Annotated in this window: 13 protein-coding genes; 7 read left to right on the top strand and 6 right to left on the bottom strand. The window is 59.3% G+C overall.

Features of this window, described 5'->3' with window-relative positions:
- On the top strand, positions 1-734 hold a 734-nt coding region (locus IH944_14535), incomplete at its 5' end, for an FG-GAP repeat protein (GenBank protein ID MCH7905770.1).
- A 196-nt stretch (positions 735-930) separates the two neighbouring features.
- Here IH944_14535 and IH944_14530 read toward each other — a convergent pair.
- The 3 genes from IH944_14530 to IH944_14520 form a co-directional block, all read right to left on the bottom strand.
- Positions 931-1,947 carry a PD40 domain-containing protein gene (locus IH944_14530; GenBank protein ID MCH7905769.1) on the bottom strand — a complete coding sequence of 339 codons (1,017 nt, stop codon included), beginning with the start codon at positions 1,945-1,947 and terminating at the stop codon, positions 931-933.
- A gap of 224 nt (positions 1,948-2,171) precedes the next feature.
- On the bottom strand, positions 2,172-5,144 hold the full coding sequence (locus tag IH944_14525; protein ID MCH7905768.1) for a hypothetical protein: 2,973 nt from the start codon (positions 5,142-5,144) through the stop codon (positions 2,172-2,174).
- A gap of 223 nt (positions 5,145-5,367) precedes the next feature.
- Complete coding sequence (locus IH944_14520; GenBank protein ID MCH7905767.1) at positions 5,368-6,636, bottom strand: endonuclease/exonuclease/phosphatase family protein; 1,269 nt, start codon at positions 6,634-6,636, stop codon at positions 5,368-5,370.
- A 181-nt stretch (positions 6,637-6,817) separates the two neighbouring features.
- Between IH944_14520 and IH944_14515 the strand changes: the two genes are divergently transcribed.
- From IH944_14515 to IH944_14505, 3 genes are all read left to right on the top strand, one after another.
- On the top strand, positions 6,818-8,014 hold the full coding sequence (locus tag IH944_14515; GenBank protein ID MCH7905766.1) for a DEAD/DEAH box helicase: 1,197 nt from the start codon (positions 6,818-6,820) through the stop codon (positions 8,012-8,014).
- 250 nt (positions 8,015-8,264) lie between these two features.
- Complete coding sequence (locus IH944_14510) at positions 8,265-9,335, top strand: hypothetical protein (protein ID MCH7905765.1); 1,071 nt, start codon at positions 8,265-8,267, stop codon at positions 9,333-9,335.
- A gap of 319 nt (positions 9,336-9,654) precedes the next feature.
- The gene (locus tag IH944_14505) at positions 9,655-10,320 is read left to right on the top strand and encodes a hypothetical protein (GenBank protein MCH7905764.1); all 666 of its coding nucleotides are present in this window, start codon (positions 9,655-9,657) and stop codon (positions 10,318-10,320) included.
- A 189-nt stretch (positions 10,321-10,509) separates the two neighbouring features.
- On the opposite strand, the gene IH944_14500 is transcribed toward IH944_14505, so the two are convergent.
- The gene (locus IH944_14500; protein ID MCH7905763.1) at positions 10,510-11,781 is read right to left on the bottom strand and encodes an NAD(P)/FAD-dependent oxidoreductase; all 1,272 of its coding nucleotides are present in this window, start codon (positions 11,779-11,781) and stop codon (positions 10,510-10,512) included.
- A gap of 90 nt (positions 11,782-11,871) precedes the next feature.
- On the opposite strand from IH944_14500, the gene IH944_14495 reads away from it, so the two are divergent.
- From IH944_14495 to IH944_14485, 3 genes are all read left to right on the top strand, one after another.
- Positions 11,872-12,393, top strand: coding sequence for a hypothetical protein (locus IH944_14495; GenBank protein MCH7905762.1), 522 nt, complete (start codon positions 11,872-11,874; stop codon positions 12,391-12,393).
- A 19-nt stretch (positions 12,394-12,412) separates the two neighbouring features.
- On the top strand, positions 12,413-13,258 hold the full coding sequence (locus tag IH944_14490) for a hypothetical protein (protein MCH7905761.1): 846 nt from the start codon (positions 12,413-12,415) through the stop codon (positions 13,256-13,258).
- Between the two features lie 179 nt (positions 13,259-13,437).
- Positions 13,438-13,755, top strand: coding sequence for a hypothetical protein (locus IH944_14485; GenBank protein ID MCH7905760.1), 318 nt, complete (start codon positions 13,438-13,440; stop codon positions 13,753-13,755).
- A 161-nt stretch (positions 13,756-13,916) separates the two neighbouring features.
- On the opposite strand, the gene IH944_14480 is transcribed toward IH944_14485, so the two are convergent.
- A complete protein-coding gene (locus IH944_14480; protein ID MCH7905759.1) occupies positions 13,917-14,315 on the bottom strand; it encodes a DUF559 domain-containing protein in 399 nt (132 codons plus the stop codon).
- Between the two features lie 94 nt (positions 14,316-14,409).
- Entirely contained in the window at positions 14,410-15,342 is a 933-nt protein-coding gene (locus IH944_14475; GenBank protein MCH7905758.1) for a hypothetical protein, read from the bottom strand.
- Between the last annotated feature and the right edge of the window lie 157 nt (positions 15,343-15,499).

Genomic DNA, 15,499 nt, shown 5'->3' with positions numbered 1-15,499 from the left:
CGGCTTACCCGACCTTATCGTCGGGGCGATGCTTGACGACAACAACGGCAGTAACTCCGGCAGCGCGTGTGTTCTCGGGTTTTGACGGCTCGATCCTCTACACCTTGGACGGCGACTCGGCAGGCGACCGGTTCGGCCTTTTCGTGAGCGGGGCGGGCGACGTGAACGGCGACGGCTTCGACGACCTGGCCGTGGGGGCAATCTTCGATGACGACGGGGACCGCCGGGGCCAGGACCGTGGCGCAGTGTGGGTGCTGTTCCTCGACGGCGTGCGCGAAATCACGCCCGACAGTTTCTCGCTGTTCCGCGGGATTCTTACCGGCGGCGGGCTGAGCGACCTGCTCGCCAGCGACGACAGCTGGATGACGGTGCTGCCGGGGATCACGCTGAACCAAGCCGAGCGCCAGGTGCAGCTCATCGTCGTCGGAACTTCTCCGACTGAGACGCCCAACGAGCTTCGGTTCAGAGTGGAGGCGCACGCCGAGATCAACAACATCGGGCAATGGATAGAGCTGTGGAACTACGACACGAACTCTTACGAGCAGGTGGACTTCATGATCGCTACGTTGGTGGACTCGATAGTCGAGGTGAGCATCACGACGAATCCAGAGCGCTTCATCCAGGCGGGCACGAAGGAGATGAAGGCGAAGGTCAGCTACAAAGAAGCCGGGATCGTGCTCTCGTTCCCGTGGCTGATCAGTTTCGATCAGACAGCGTGGGTGATCGCTCCGTGATAGCGGCACCCGATCTGCGATGGTTGAGCAAGAGAGCGGATTCCTCGGATATGTCGCTTATCCTACGCGCGCCGACTGTTACGATTGCACCGGCAGGAAACCACACAAAAGCGTAAATCCTGATGAAGCCTGGAAAGCGGTGCGTACGGTTCGTCGGGCCGTTGATGCGTAGCCAGTTCCATGGTTCGGCGAGCGGCTAGTCGAATACGGGGTCCCGGTCAGTCCCGGCGTCGTTCGTCAGCCTGGTCTGCCCCGTGCCGTTGACGTTCATTACGTAAATCTCGTCGTTCCCGTCGCGGAAGGAGACGAACGCTATCTTCCTGCCGTCGCGGCTGAACACGGGACCAGAGTCGTTCGCAGCGTCGTTCGTCAAGTTGGTCTGACCCGTGCCGTCGAGGTTCATGACGTAGACCTCGCTGTCACCGTCGCGGGTCGAGACGAACCCGATCTTCGTGCCGATCCGGTTGAACACAGCGTCAAAGTCGGCACCAGTGGCGTCGTTCGTCAGGTTAGTCTGCCCCGTTCCATCGACGTTCATGATGTAAATCTCGGGATCCCCGTCGCGATCCGATTCGAACACAATCTTCGTCCCGTCGGGGCTGAACACGGGCTGCTGGTCGATCCCGGCGTCGTTCGTCAGGTTGGTCAGGCCCGTGCCGTCGACGTTCACAACGTACACCTCGACGTTGCCCGCGTCTCGGTTCGTCTGGAAGGCGATCTTCGTTCCGTCGGGATTGAACACAGGATTGAACTCGAACCCGGCGCCGTTCGTCAGGTTTGTCTGGCCCGTTCCGTCGACGTTCATGACGAAGATCTCGGTGTCCCCGTCGCGGTCCGAGACGAACGCGATCTTCGTCCCGTCGCGGCTGAACACGGGTTCAGTGTCGTTCCCGGCGTTGTTCGTCAGGTTTGTCTGGCCCGTGCCGTCGACGTCCATGATGTAGATCTCGCTGTTCCCGTCGCGGTTCGAATGAAAGGCGATCTTCCTCCTGTCGCGGCTGAACACCGCTTCAAGGTCGGTTGCGGCGTCGTTCGACAGGTTTGTCTGGCCTGTGCCGTCGGCGCTCATGATGTAGACCTCGGTGTTCCCGTCGCGGGCCGACTGGAAGACGATCTGGTCTAAATCAGCGAGGATGAATCCTCCGCAACCGCCGCAGCCGGGCAAGAGCGCGAGAACGATAAACGACGCTGTGAAGACGATTACTCTTTTCATGGTGCGGGAATTCCGGACGTGCCGCCTATCTTACACCCATCGACGTTTGAGATAGTTCCAGGGTAAAAGTTCTATCCCTGCCGCGCGTCGAGTGGCGGGCTGTCATCGTGGCTCATGAACCCTCCACACTGCGAGTGTGGAGGGATAGAAGTGACATAGGTCGCATAGGTTATATGCGACCTATGCTGTTCTGTCTCGATACCGGAGCGCTACGAAAGCGCACGTCAAACTCTGTGCTTGTACTTGATCCCGTCGCGAGTGATCGTGCCCCAGCCGTCCGGCGCGATGAACGCACACCTGAAGTCGCCGTCGATTTTCGGATCAATCGAGAGCTGCTTTTTCGGGCCGTGGATCTTGAAGCCGCAGACGTTCCAGTACACGCCGAACGAAGCCATCGCGCGGCCGTAGTGGTCGCTGCACTCGATCTCGTTGTACGGGTTGCGCTGGCTGGGCGAGTAGCGGTCGTGGATCGCGCGGGTGACGGCGAGCCCCTCGGTGACCAGCCCCTCCGCGACCATGTGCGCGGCGGCCTGGTACTCGAAGCCGGTCATGCACTCGTTGAAGTACATCGCCGCCCAGGCGGATTGGCCCTCGCCGGTCGCCCTCTCTGCGCCTCCTTTCGGGAACGTGCACATGATGAGTCCACCGTCCCCGGCGACCGCGTACCAGCGGCCTCCTTTGATCACATCCATGCCTTTCCGATAAGGCCCGACATCGGGAGCAAAGCTGTATTTGTATAAGTTTGATAAGGCGATCTTAGATTCTTCATGCGGAACAACTCGCTCTAGGCCCATCCAGTGGCACCACGACTGGCCGTACAGCTGGTCGATGTGGCACCCCTTGCCGGTGGCGTTCGCCTCGGGATGAGCGGGGTCGGGGTTGTGGACAAAGTACTCCCCGTTGAACAGTTGCTGAACGATGTTTGCTGAGCCCTTGCCGATGATCGCGTAGCACTGCTTGGCGAAGTCCTTGTCGCCCATCTCGATCGCCATCGCATGAGAGGCGCGCAGCGCAGCGAGGTACATCGACGAGAGCCACGACATCGGGCCGTACCAGCTTGCGTCAAGCGTGTTGTACTGCCGGCCGTCGAGGATGCCGTTTCGGTCGGGGTCCTCGTTCATCATGAACTGCGTCGCCTTCTTGACGTTCGGCCAAATCCGTTTTAGGAACGCATCGTTCTTCTGCATCGTGTGCTCGCGGTAGGCGCGCATGATGCAGCCGCACTGTCCGTCGTGCGCAACTGACCGCGCAAACTCCGCGCGGTAGTCGATCGCGCCGGTGTCCTCGTGGAACGCCAGGCCGAAGTCGATGTGCTCGCGCAGATAGCTCTCGATCTCCGGGAAAACGCGCGCCGCAGCCTGCGCATAAGACCACACGTGCGTGCAGGTGCCGTGGCAACAGCCGATCCCTTCCCAGAACCAGAAGCGCCCGTCGTCGAAACGGTGACAAGTGTTGGTCGCGAGAATCGAAGTGTTGACGAAAGTGCGGTCGAGCAGCCAGTACGGCAGCGTCGAGTCGTACCAAGTGTCGCGCCACTTGAGAGTCGTCTCCGTCAGCTCGTCGATGTTCTCGGCGATCTCTTTTGCAACTTCGTACGCGTTGTCCCACTTGCTCGCGTACCACCGTTTCTTTCCGGGGAAGTTGGGGATTTGGAGGTTGGGGAAGTGCCAGGCGAAGATGAAAATGTAGGTCTTTGACTCACCGGGCCCTAGCTGATCTTCGATACCAAAGGGGCGTGGGGTCATATTAACTTTCGACCACCGGAAGAATATATCTTCTACCGTATAGTCCATATCGACCGGAACGGATGTAGCTGTGCCCACGAAGGACATGCAAAACGTTCCGTAGTCAGGCAGGTCGGATAGTTCCGTCTCGACAGCAGGCAAGTCTGAGAATGTAATGTCGTCGATCCCGACGTTGCCCCACCCTCCTGTTTCTTCGTCGACGATGACTAAGTGCCCCTCCCAGGCCTCGCTCTCGAACTCAGAGACGTCCCAGGATTCAAATCTCATCCGGTTGCTATTGCGACCGGTTGACGTGCGAACAACACGACCATCGACGATGAGGTTGATGCAAGTTTTGCCAGGATGGTTTCCACCACCGATCCTAAAATTGACGTACTTTCTCCGAATAGTGAATTCGGAACTAGTCAGAGTCCCGACGTGCTGATCGCCTTCCGCAACACTCTCTCCGTTACGGACTTCGTGGCTATTAACAAGCCATTCGCCTTCTTGATTGACGTCCCCTTGATAGTCGGCGATGTCTGTGATTCTTCGAGGAATGTTGCCGAAGGCACTTCCTTGGACTGTCCAGTTGCCATACTCTCCAGACTCCCAGTCTTCGAATACGATGTCTGTTCTCGGAGTTGTGCCTGATAGGGCCTGCTCTTCACATGAGAACAGCACCGATGTGAGACTGTCACTGATCAAAGTTCTATCTTTGAACAGTAATCCACTCCTCTCGTCCCTGGAGTGAATGCAGACTGGATTGTCGCAGATTTTGCCAAGGCGGATTGTCTTCGTTTCTGAGGACTCGTTAGTCAGCGTGTATCTGAGGACGACCGCTGGATATCCTGATCGATCGACATCAAGAGGGATGAATGGGGAAAACGCCGTTTGACGGATACTTATAGAGCAGGCTGGATCGGAGTACTCGACCGTTCCGACCGGGTATTGGCCGAGAAACCTGATGCTCTCCCAACTCTTGTCGTCCCAAGACGTAGAACTGTCCAGGTTTCGATAGAAATTGTCTTCGACTACGACGATCCTTGCGTATTGCTTAAATGGCGACTGCTGCTCCGGCGGATCGACGTAGTTCGCTCCCCTACCGACGCTGAGGTTCTCATCGCCGTACTGCACGCCGCCGGGGCGATCGACTCCGCCTTGGTGGTGCTGGTTGAAGATGTCCCAGTTCCAGAGCGTGCCATCGCCGCCGAGATACACGGTTCCTGCGAACAGCCCGCCGATCGGCATACCGATAAACCTAAGATCGTCGCCCGAGACCCAAGGCTCCTCGCCTCTCTCGGTCAGCGAGCGCACCCAGGCGGGATCGAGCTTCTTGTCACGCGGGACGAGGTTGCGGTAGTCCTGCATCGTGAACGGCCCGGCGATCGCCTCAAGCGGCCTGACGAAAGAGTATCCGACCGCGCTGATCGCAGACGCCTTCAACAGATCGCGCCGAGAGATGACGTCGCCCATGTTTCTAGTTTAGGATGTGGAGGGGCTTGTGCGCAAGCGAACGCGGAAAGGACTTTACACAGTTGGACCCCCTCCCTAACCCTCCCCCGACAGGCTGCGCCGTGGGAGGGGACTCGCGGAAAGGACTTACACTGTTGGACCCCCTCACCCATCCACGTCGAACTCTCCACTGGAGACTTCTTTGGCGGACCTTCCTCTCCCCAGGCTCAAGGAGAGGGAAAAGCTAGTCCACCCATTCGTACTCGACCAGAACCGCCGCGTGGTCAGACGCGAAACTGACCGGGTGCGCATCTAGCACCTTCGCCGAAACGGGGCGCAGGCGTCGGCCGTGGTGAAAGACGTAGTCGATCCGGTACTGCAGTGCGTCCTCAAACCTCGGCGACCATGTGCGGCCGAACTGCTCGAGCGGGTCGGGGTAGATCGTCCGGTAGGCGTCGATGAATCCCGCCTCCTCCATCTGGACCGTGACAGGCCAGGGGACGACGTAGCCGTTGTAGCGGTGCTTGGTCTCCTCGGTCCAATCGAGGTGCGAACCGCTGTTGAAATCGCCAGCCATGATGACCGGAAACTCGTTTGACTCTTCCAAGATCGGTGCGAGTTGCGTGAGTATCTCCTTGATCTCGCCACCGCGCGTCCCCATCTCGCCTTTGAGGATTTCTTCAACCGCCTTGTCACCGCCGATGTCGCTCTGCGTGCTCGGCAGATAGTGGAGCCATGTGTCGAACACTCGCACCGTCTGCGTGTCGCTGATCTTGATCTCAACTCCTCCGAAGTTGAAGGAGCGAAAGAAGTCGAAAGTGCGTCCGATCGGGAAACGGCTGTGTATCGAGAGGTTGGTGCTGCGCAGAAAGAAGCTGTAGCCGAACTCGTCGGCGATCTCCGGGCCGGAGCCGTAGGTCTCAATCATGCAGACGATGTCCGCGTCGGCTTCGCGTATCGTGTCGAGCAGCCGCTTGAACCCCTCCTCCCCGTCCTCCTTTCCGGCGTGCCATATGTTGAACGCGAGCACGGTGAACGTGTCGCGTTTCTCTGGAAGCTGTAGTTCGTCGGCTAGATCTGAATCGCTTACAGCTTGCCGGCGCACAGTGAGTGAAGCGATACCTCCTGCTGTAGAAGGGAGATAGCCGATCGCGGTCGAGAGTCCTTCCAGCCCTTCGATATTGAGGATCGCGACCAGTCTGCGGTCGAAGAAGAGCCTGACCTCGTGTGCGTCACGTCTGAGTGAGAACGCGACCTTGTGGTTGCTGCCGCCCAGGACGTTCTGTCTCTTCGCCGTCGGCCTGTATTCGTAATCTGTTTCGCCGTCTGAAGCTGACCAATACCACGCGCCGCTCTCATCGACTCCAATCGTCCAGCCCTTTTCGTCGTCGGATTCACGGTTGCACACTAGCCTTCCGGGTTGGTCGGCGCGGAAAAGGACTTCGACAGTAAAGTCCCGGTCGTAGACGTCCGAATCTTGCATCATCGCCAGACCTGCCAATAGAGCAATCATACCGACAGTTTATTCGGCGGGCGAGCTTGCTTGCCCGCCAGCCGGAGCGTTCAAGCCGGTCTCGACCAAACGCTGATATCGAACAGCGATTTCAACCGGCGGTGAACCTGGGTCCTGGAGATATTCGGCAAAACGGCTATAATATGAATGTCCGGTCGAAATCTCACCTGCCCGGACGCTTATGCCTAACAACAACAGCCCGGCACGCTTCCGTGCCCTGGGCCTTCCGAAATCAATTCTCAAGCGCATCGAACGGTTCGGCTTCGATACGCCGACACCTATTCAGGAGCGCGCGATTCCGCCTTTGCTCGACGGATACGACGTCATCGGTATAGCACAGACCGGCACGGGCAAGACGCTCGCGTTCGCTGCTCCGATGATCGCATGCCTTCAGCCCGGCGACCTCGGCCTCGTGATCGCGCCGACGCGCGAGCTGGCGCACCAGATCGAAGAGACGTACCGACGGTTTGGAGTCAGATCGACGCTGCTCGTCGGTGGCGCTCCCATGGATCCGCAGATCAAGGCGCTGAAGAACGCGCCCGACGTCGTCGTTGCAACGCCAGGACGGCTTGTAGACCACATCGAACGGCGTACGATCGACCTGCGGTGCGTCGCCATCCTCGTCCTCGACGAAGCCGACCGAATGCTCGACATGGGGTTCGCCCCCGCGATCAAGCGGATCGTCGCGGATACGCCCGAGGACAGGCAGACGATGCTGTTCTGCGCGACCATGCCGCGCGAGATCGCCCGGATGGCGGAACAGTACCTGTACGATCCGATCTGGGTCGAGGTGTCCAGGTCCGGCGAGACCATCGACGCCATCGACCAAGAGCTCATCATCATCCCTCGCGATCAGAAGATAACTGTGCTCAAGGCGCTCATCAGAGATCTGAACGGGTCCGTGCTCGTGTTTACGAGGACTCGCCACGGCGCACGCAAGCTCGCGAAAGTTTTGCGGAACCGCGGGTTCAACACAGCCGAGCTTCACGCCGACCGGACTCTCCCTCAAAGGCGCGCGGCGCTAGACGGATTTAAAAGAGGACGGTTTCAAATCCTGGTCGCGACAGACATCGCTGCGCGCGGCATCGACGTGAAAGATATCGGTATGGTCGTGAACTACGACGTGCCGAACAGCCCAGAGGACTACGTGCACCGGATCGGCCGCACCGGGCGGGCAGGAAAGTCCGGCATCGCGATCACCTTGGCGACTCCCGACCAATACGAAGAAGTGCGCAGCATCGAGAAGCTGCTCCGAACGGAGATACCGATCTCTGATCTTTCGGACGGCGGGTTCGCTGCTGTTTCGCCAAAGGCTGCGCGCAAGCGCGCGGGCAGACCAAGGCAGAGTTTTCGCAAGAAGCGCGCGTGGGTCAGCTAGCGCGGGAAGAGGTCTACGACGCTGAGTTAGCGGTGGCCTGTGTCTGCGAAGACGCAGGCAAATTCCTGTTTCTGCCAAACGCCTCACCGCGAATCACGATAACGAAGGCGAAGCCTTAACAAGAACGTCTCAACTCTTGAGAACGACCGTTTGGCACCGTGATAATGCCAGGTTGTACGGTCGTATCTGACAAACGAAATCACTAAGCGAACTCCCCGTGCGGGTTGTGCGTTTTATAGTGGAGTCGGCAGTGAAGGAGTACAAACGAGTTTCGGCGCTTGCGGTGTTCGCAGCACTGGCCATCGGATGCGGTGGAGGCGGTTCAGGGGGAGGCGCGTTCGGCGGCTCCCTCTTCGAGAATTACCTTGCGATCGCGGACGATGGGACCGGCTATCTCATCGAGTACGAAGTGTCCCAGGGCTTCTTGTCGTCTGGGCCGTTCACAGACCTTCCGCCAATCAATGACGCGGCGGTCTACGACGGCACGCTGGACTTCGTGGCCTCGATGAAGAACGAGCCGACGCTACTGACCGCGCAGTACGACGGGACGTCCCTCGTCGGGCCGATCCAGGAGTTCCCGATCGCTGGCGCAACGACTCTCGGGGTGGTTGCCTTCGACGGTTTTCACCGCGATGTATACGTCATAGCGGACAGTACGACGGTCGTGCGCTTCCATGTGGGGACGACCGGCGACCTGACCGGCGGCACGACCGTCCTCTCCGATCTGCCACTAATCCGTGACCTCATCGTAGGTGTGTCGGGGATGTACGTAGTCACCGATCAGCGCGTGTTCGTCTACACGCTAACAGGCACGGGGAATCCGCAGCTCATCAATATTCTGTTCGCATTTGACGGAGTGCAGTCGTTCAAGCTCTCGCGCGGCGGGTTTGACGAAGCGGCGTTCTTACTGACCCGCAGAAACAGGCTGAGGGCGTTCGACGTGGACTTTGCCGGAGATCTGATTCCTGTCAACGAGGTCAATCTCGACTGGGACCTCGTAGAGCGAGCTAAGGACATCGCACCGTTCTCCATCGACGCTTGCCTGGTTGCTACCGTAGACGGCGAGGCGATCTTGGTGCACCGTGACGGCACAGGGCTGTTCCACGCGACGTTATCGGCGTTTCTGGACGAGGCGGGGGATATGCGCTCGATCGAGGTGGACTATTTGCAGGAGCGCCTGCTCGTGACCGACGGCACTGGAACAGTGAGGGGGTTCTTGTTGCAGTCAGACGGGGAAATCGGTGCGGTGACTGCCGACGCGACGGTCGCGATCGGTGTGGCGGTCCAGACGAAGCTGCTGTCGATCGAGTTCGTCCCTTGAGGATTAGACGACTTCCGTGACTTAGGGGCGAACGTCGTCCATTACCGGTTTCCGAAGCAAGGGACGCAACGGGTGTGGGACGAATCAGGTATCTGTGAAGAGAAGCAATGGGTAGAGAGAGAAGGAAACGAGGTTACAACGAATCGGAGTCGTTCGGCGAACGGATTTGGGACTTTCTCAAGCATCCGTTCCGTTGGTTGTGGGACCTGCTGGGGTGGTTCTGACCGCCCTAGATGTTTTGAACCGCGGATGAGACAATCGTCCCAGTTTGTCAGACCGCGCAAACGTTAACCTGTGGGCGCCTGTAATGACCTCTGACATGAGGATATGCACAAGGCTGTTTGTGATTGCAGCGATATTTGGGCTGCTGACCGCTTCTGCCTGGGACAAGGTCAGCTTCGACTGGAAGCCTGTGACGGGCTCGAAGGCGAATTACACCACTGTTAACAAGCACGAAGTCGACATGGGTGGAGGGGTGGTCGACCTAGTCGTCACCTGGGACTCGACGATCACGGTCGACAAAGTCGACGGTAAGAGGGTCTGGCTGGACATCGTCAACGAAGAACCTGATGTGGAGATTGACGGAAGCACGGCGAACCACGTCATGGTCCAGGTACCGGACCAAACGGTCGAGCACGGGCTTGACGCCCAGTACTACCCGGAGAGCGATGGCGAAGGGCGCGGTGAAAGCCTCGGCATTTTCTCTGGCTTTCGGTTCCCGAAGCATTCGCTCGCTCCCGGCGACAGCTACGAGATCGGTGGTACGAAGGCAAAGTTCGTCGGCGCTGAAAAGGTGAAGAAGTGGGAGTGCTACAAGTTCACCTTTGAGCATCGCACGGGGAAGAAGGACGACGACCAGTGGGCCGAGGGGACGATCTGGTTCTCGACCAAGGATCTCAGTCTCGTCAAGTGCACGGCGACGCTGCACAACATGGACTTCGGCATGGGGCCGGAGGATGTCGAGAACGAGATCGTGCGTCGGTAAGCTGCGTTCAATCCCTCCACACTCGTAGTGTGGAGGGATGCAAACGTTAATGCACGCCGGAGGGTGGCGCTCCCACGACACCGTGCTGCTACTGACGACTCGATTTTCAGCGGAAGGGACTGTCACTTTCCTGCCCCTCACCCTAGCCCTCTCCCTCAAGGGGAGAGGGGACAATGGGAGTGCCTAGGGTCACTCCTTCTTGACGATCAGGCGCGCGCCGCGCTCGAACGTGACGTAGGCCCACGCCCAGTCGAAGAGCGTCAGCAGGCGGTTGCGGAATCCGATGAGATAGAAGACGTGGACGAAGAGCCAAAGAACCCACGCGAAAAAGCCCGAGATCTTCAGACGACCAATCTCGCAAACGGCCATTTTCCGGCCGATCGTCGCCATGGTTCCCTTATCCTTGTACCGGAACGGTGGGAGAGCTCGCCCTTGCAGCCTCGCTATGATCGATCGCGCTGCGTAGACCCCTTCTTGCATCGCGGGCTGGCATACGCCGGGCAGCGGATTCCCATCCGCGCCCTTGACGTGGGCGCAGTCGCCGCAGACGAACACCTCGGCAGACCCAGGGATCGTGAGGTCGTCTCCGACGATGACGCGCCCCAAACCGTCTGCGTCGACGCCGAGCCACTCTGCGACCGGCGTTGACCGGATGCCGGCTGCCCATAGAACGGTGCGGGCTTCGATGCGGCCCGCCTCGGTCTCAACGCCTCTTCCGTCGATCGCCTGGGCCAAGCACCCGAGGTGCACCTCGACGCTGAGCTTCTCGAGCGACTTCAGGCAGGCGTCGCTCAGTTTCTCGGGAAAGTTGCTGAGAAGCCTATCGCCTCCCTCGACCAGCACGATGCGAGTGTTTTGCGGGTCGGCCGCGCGGAAGTCGGAGGCGATGGCGCGGCGCGCCAGCTCTGCGATCGCGCCCGCCAATTCAACCCCCGTCGGCCCCCCTCCGACGATGACGAAGGTCAGGTGCTGCTGTTGTTCCTCGGGCGGTGCGATCTCCGCGTCTTCAAATGCGCTGAGGATTCTGGCTCGCATGCCGGTTGCGTCTGCGAGCGTCTTCAGGCCCGGGGCAAACTCCGGCCATCGCTCGTTGCCGAAGAACCAGTTCTTCGCGCCGGTCGCAAGGATCAGAAAGTCGTACGGGTGGTCGCCCTCAGTCGTTCGTACCGTTCTGTTCTGCCTGTCGATGCCCGTGACCTCGGCGAGGATGACGCGAGTGTTCTCGCTGCGGCGCAGGATGCGGCGGATCGGTGCGGCGATGTTGGCCGGCGAGAGCCCGGCGGTCGCGACCTGGTAGAGCAGCGGCTGGAACAGGTGGTGGTTCTGCTTGTCGATGACGAGCACGTCGACCGGCGCGCGTCGAAGCGCCTTCGCCGCTTCCAGTCCGGCGAACCCTGCACCTACGATGACGACCTTCTTTCTGTCGGGCACTTCTCTGATGGTTATAGCATCTGAAGGCATGACGGGCCTGAACCGGTTCCGCGTCGGTTCGAGGAAGCACAGTGCTGAGCGACTCCGCGATCTCCCACCCGACTGCTATATAATCCAATCGTGGGGCAGATAGACGATCAGGAACAGGTATCGCCCAAGCAGACGAGCGGCTGCACTTGGGCGATGTGGGCTGTTGCGGGAGTCCTGCTGATCTTGCTCATCTGGCCCGCATTTCAGCCGGGTTCATCGCCTGAGCACCGCTTGCACATAGGCACGCTGTCGAACTTCAAGCAGGTCGCTACCTCGGTTCGTCTGTACATGATCGACAACGACGAACGGTTTCCTCCCCAGTTTTCAACTCAGGAAGATCTTCGCGATGCTCTCGCATCGTACGAGCTCCCCGAACTGGTTTACAAAACAACAAACCCCAATGGCGGGAAGATGATGCCGAACTCCGAGTTGGCTGGCATCAAACTGTCAGCAGTCCTCGATCCGGCCGAGACTGCCATGATCTACGAGACCAAAGACTGGCCGGATGGCAAAGTCGTCATCGCCGCAGTTGACACTTCAACTAGGTTCGTCGACTCCAGGGACCTGATCAACCTCGATCCAGGCACGATAGAATTCGCAACCATCGACTGACCTGCCCTATAATGAAGCCATGTGGCAGGTGACTCCGGAGCACCAGATACGTGAACGGTGGCGGGCTGGCCCGTTCCTGCGCAAAGCCGCCCGAATCCTGAGTTCTATTGTTGTTCTTGGAGGGGTCGTCTTTTTTACACTGTCCTTCTTCCCCAACCTCTGGCCTGGTGGCGGCACCCATGCCGCTCCGGCGACAGCAAGGTTGATGAGCATGAGCCGAATCGCGAAGGCCTTACGAACTTACGCGGCAGACAACGACGGTCGACTGCCTGCAAGGTTTTCGACCAACGAAGATCTCCGGGCAGCCATCGCACCTTACGACTTGCACGAGTCCGTCTTCGAAGCGCACAACCCAAACGGCGGCCAGATCGTGCCGAACCCACAGCTAGCTGGAATCAGTTGGAACGAGGTTTCGGAACCAGAAGCGGTTGCGCTATTATTTGAAACTAAACTTTGGAGAGGTCGCAGTTCGTTTTGCGCTTTCCTGGATGCTAGCGCAAAGTGGGTAAGCGCGAAGAGCGTGATCAGACTCGACCCAGATATCTCGAACGAAGATGGCGCGAAAGAGCGCAGGTTTCGGGTCGCCATGACGGACTACCGAATAACTGAAAGCGGCGGGCCGACCTTCGAGGTGACCATCGAGAAGTGGGTGGGAAAGCGCTGGGCTGTCCAGTACGAGGGGGCGTCAATCTTGGAACCGATCATAAGGTGGGAGCCCTACGAGGTGTTAGTGTACTTGCGTCAACCGCCCAAGGAGATCGACGGTGAGACGCAGGAGCCAGTTTTCGGCTATTACGAACTCGTGAGCGTCGACAAGAACGGCGTTCGCCTGAAGCCGGCAGAAGCGTGGACGCTCTATCAGTGACGATTCCCTTCGGGAGTGCGGCGCTTCAGCACCGCTTTTGCCTTGCAGCGCTTATCCCGCACGACTGATACCCTCCACACTTCGAGTGTGGAGGGATGAAATGCCTCTATTCGATCCCCCAAGCCCTTTCGTCCTCCTGTGCTGGAGGAAGGGGGCATTTTCAGTCATATAATGTAGCTATGCCTTGGGAGTGGTGGCACGAGGTGAGCGTTTGGGCAGGGGCGGTCGCGATTCAGGCGATCGTCGTCCGCTGGTGGTGCGTGTTGCATCGTAAGGAACGCTGGCGTGCGATGTACAAGCGCGCATACCCATGTAGCCTAATCGTGTGTGGTGGCTACTCCTTCTCTTGGGCAATCGGCTACCGTCATTTCGACGCCTATCTGTCATACGCGCTCTTCGACGCTGTCCTCGTCTGGTCCGCGATCTCGTCGGTCACCTGCGGAATCCTGGCCGGCTTGCTGGACCGTGCGGACAGGAAGAAGGCGATTCCTGACTAGCTGGCCTAGTGGCCGTCCGCCCATGGCTGCCCCGCACGGGCATCGGGACAACCATGCCACACGGTCAAATTACACCCAGGCCACGTGCCGGGACTCCCTCCCCTCCTGCACCGGAGGAGGGGAGGGTTGGGGAGGGGAGGTTTCGACGCTGCCTATCAAGTCTATCGCCACCCGTCTTGATACCGCTTGCGACCAGTTCGCTCCTCGCAGGTCTTGCATATGGTCTCAATAAACCGTGCGGACTTGGCGCTGTCGTAGTCGAATAGGTCGAGGCTGGGGATGCGAAGCGTCATGATGCCTTGGTCAAAAAGCCACGCATCACGCTTTGCATCCCGATCTTTCGTGAGAGCGTGTTGTTCACCATCGACTTCCACGCACATGCTAGCCTCAGGGCAGTAGAAATCCAGAACGTACGGCCCGACGGAGTATTGCCGCCGGAATCCGAACCCGAGGTTGCGACGCCGAATGATCTGCCAAAGAACTTGTTCAGAGCCAGACATTTCTTGGCGAAGCTGTCGCGCTCGATTCCTGTTCCTGGGGCTTCGTGTGTTGTTGCGCATCTCTCCTGGCTCGATTGTAGCTGATCTCTGTCGCTGCCGGAACCTCCATCCCCCAACCCCCTTCCTCCTCCGGTGCAAGAGGAAGGGTGCTCTCTTACATCCTGTAAAGGCTGAACCCAGCTTCGGGGATCGGGGCGTTCATCGCGGCTTCGATTCCGAGCGCGATGACGCGCCGGGTATCGACAGGATCGATGATTCCGTCGTCCCAAAGTCGCGCCGATGCGTAGTAGGCTGACGATTCAGAGTTGTACTTATCGAGGATGGGTTGCATGAAGGCGGTTTGCGCCGCAGGGTCGAGGGTCGAGGGTTTAGGGTTTCTGGCGAGCTGATCCATCTTCACCGTCAGCAAGACGTTTGCGGCTTGTTCGCCGCCCATGACGGAAATCCGCGCGTTCGGCCACATCCAGAGCTGGCGCGGCTGGAACGCCCGACCGCACATGCCGTAGTTGCCTGCCCCAAAAGAGCCCCCGACGATCACCGTGAACTTCGGAACAGAAGCGGTCGCGACGGCCGTGACAAGTTTCGCGCCGTGCTTGGCGATCCCCTCGTTCTCGTACTTCTTGCCGACCATGAAGCCGGTGATGTTCTGGATGAACACGAGCGGTATGCGCCGCTGGCAACACAGCTCAATGAAGTGCGTGCCTTTCAGCGCGGACTCGCTGAACAGAATCCCGTCGTTGGCGATCACGCCGACAAGGTGCCCGTACATCCGCGCAAACCCGCAGATCAGCGTAGTGCCGTACCGCGCCTTGAACTCCTGCATCCGCGAGCCGTCGACAATACGAGCCAAAACCTCGCGCATCGCCATCGGCTGTTTCGATTCGTTCGGAATGAGAGAGTAGAGGTCTTCGACAGGACAGGTCGGGTCTTCCGGCTCGCGGACCTCGAGAGAGACTCCGGTGAGCTTGACCGCCTGCCGCAAGGCGTGGGCGTTACCGACGACCAGAGGACGGCAGGAGGCGTAGACCCCGGGGTCGCTCAGCGCTTTCACCACCACCTCCGGACCTATACCGCAGGGGTCTCCCATGGTTATGGCAATGGCTGGCTTTTGACCGTCGGACACCTTCCGCACCTCCTCAAGCTCGACCGCAACCTTTGGCCGCGGGCTAAGCCCGAATAGCCGAGGGCCGTCACGCCGCGATTATAGCATGCGCTAGTAAGGCGGCAGGGCCCTTGGTGGAAAG

This window comes from Armatimonadota bacterium, assembly GCA_022563855.1.
Classification (GTDB): domain Bacteria; phylum Armatimonadota; class Fimbriimonadia; order Fimbriimonadales; family Fimbriimonadaceae; genus JADFMN01.
Note: the sequence above shows the minus strand (reverse complement) of the source record. Positions and strands in the feature narration are given on the sequence as shown.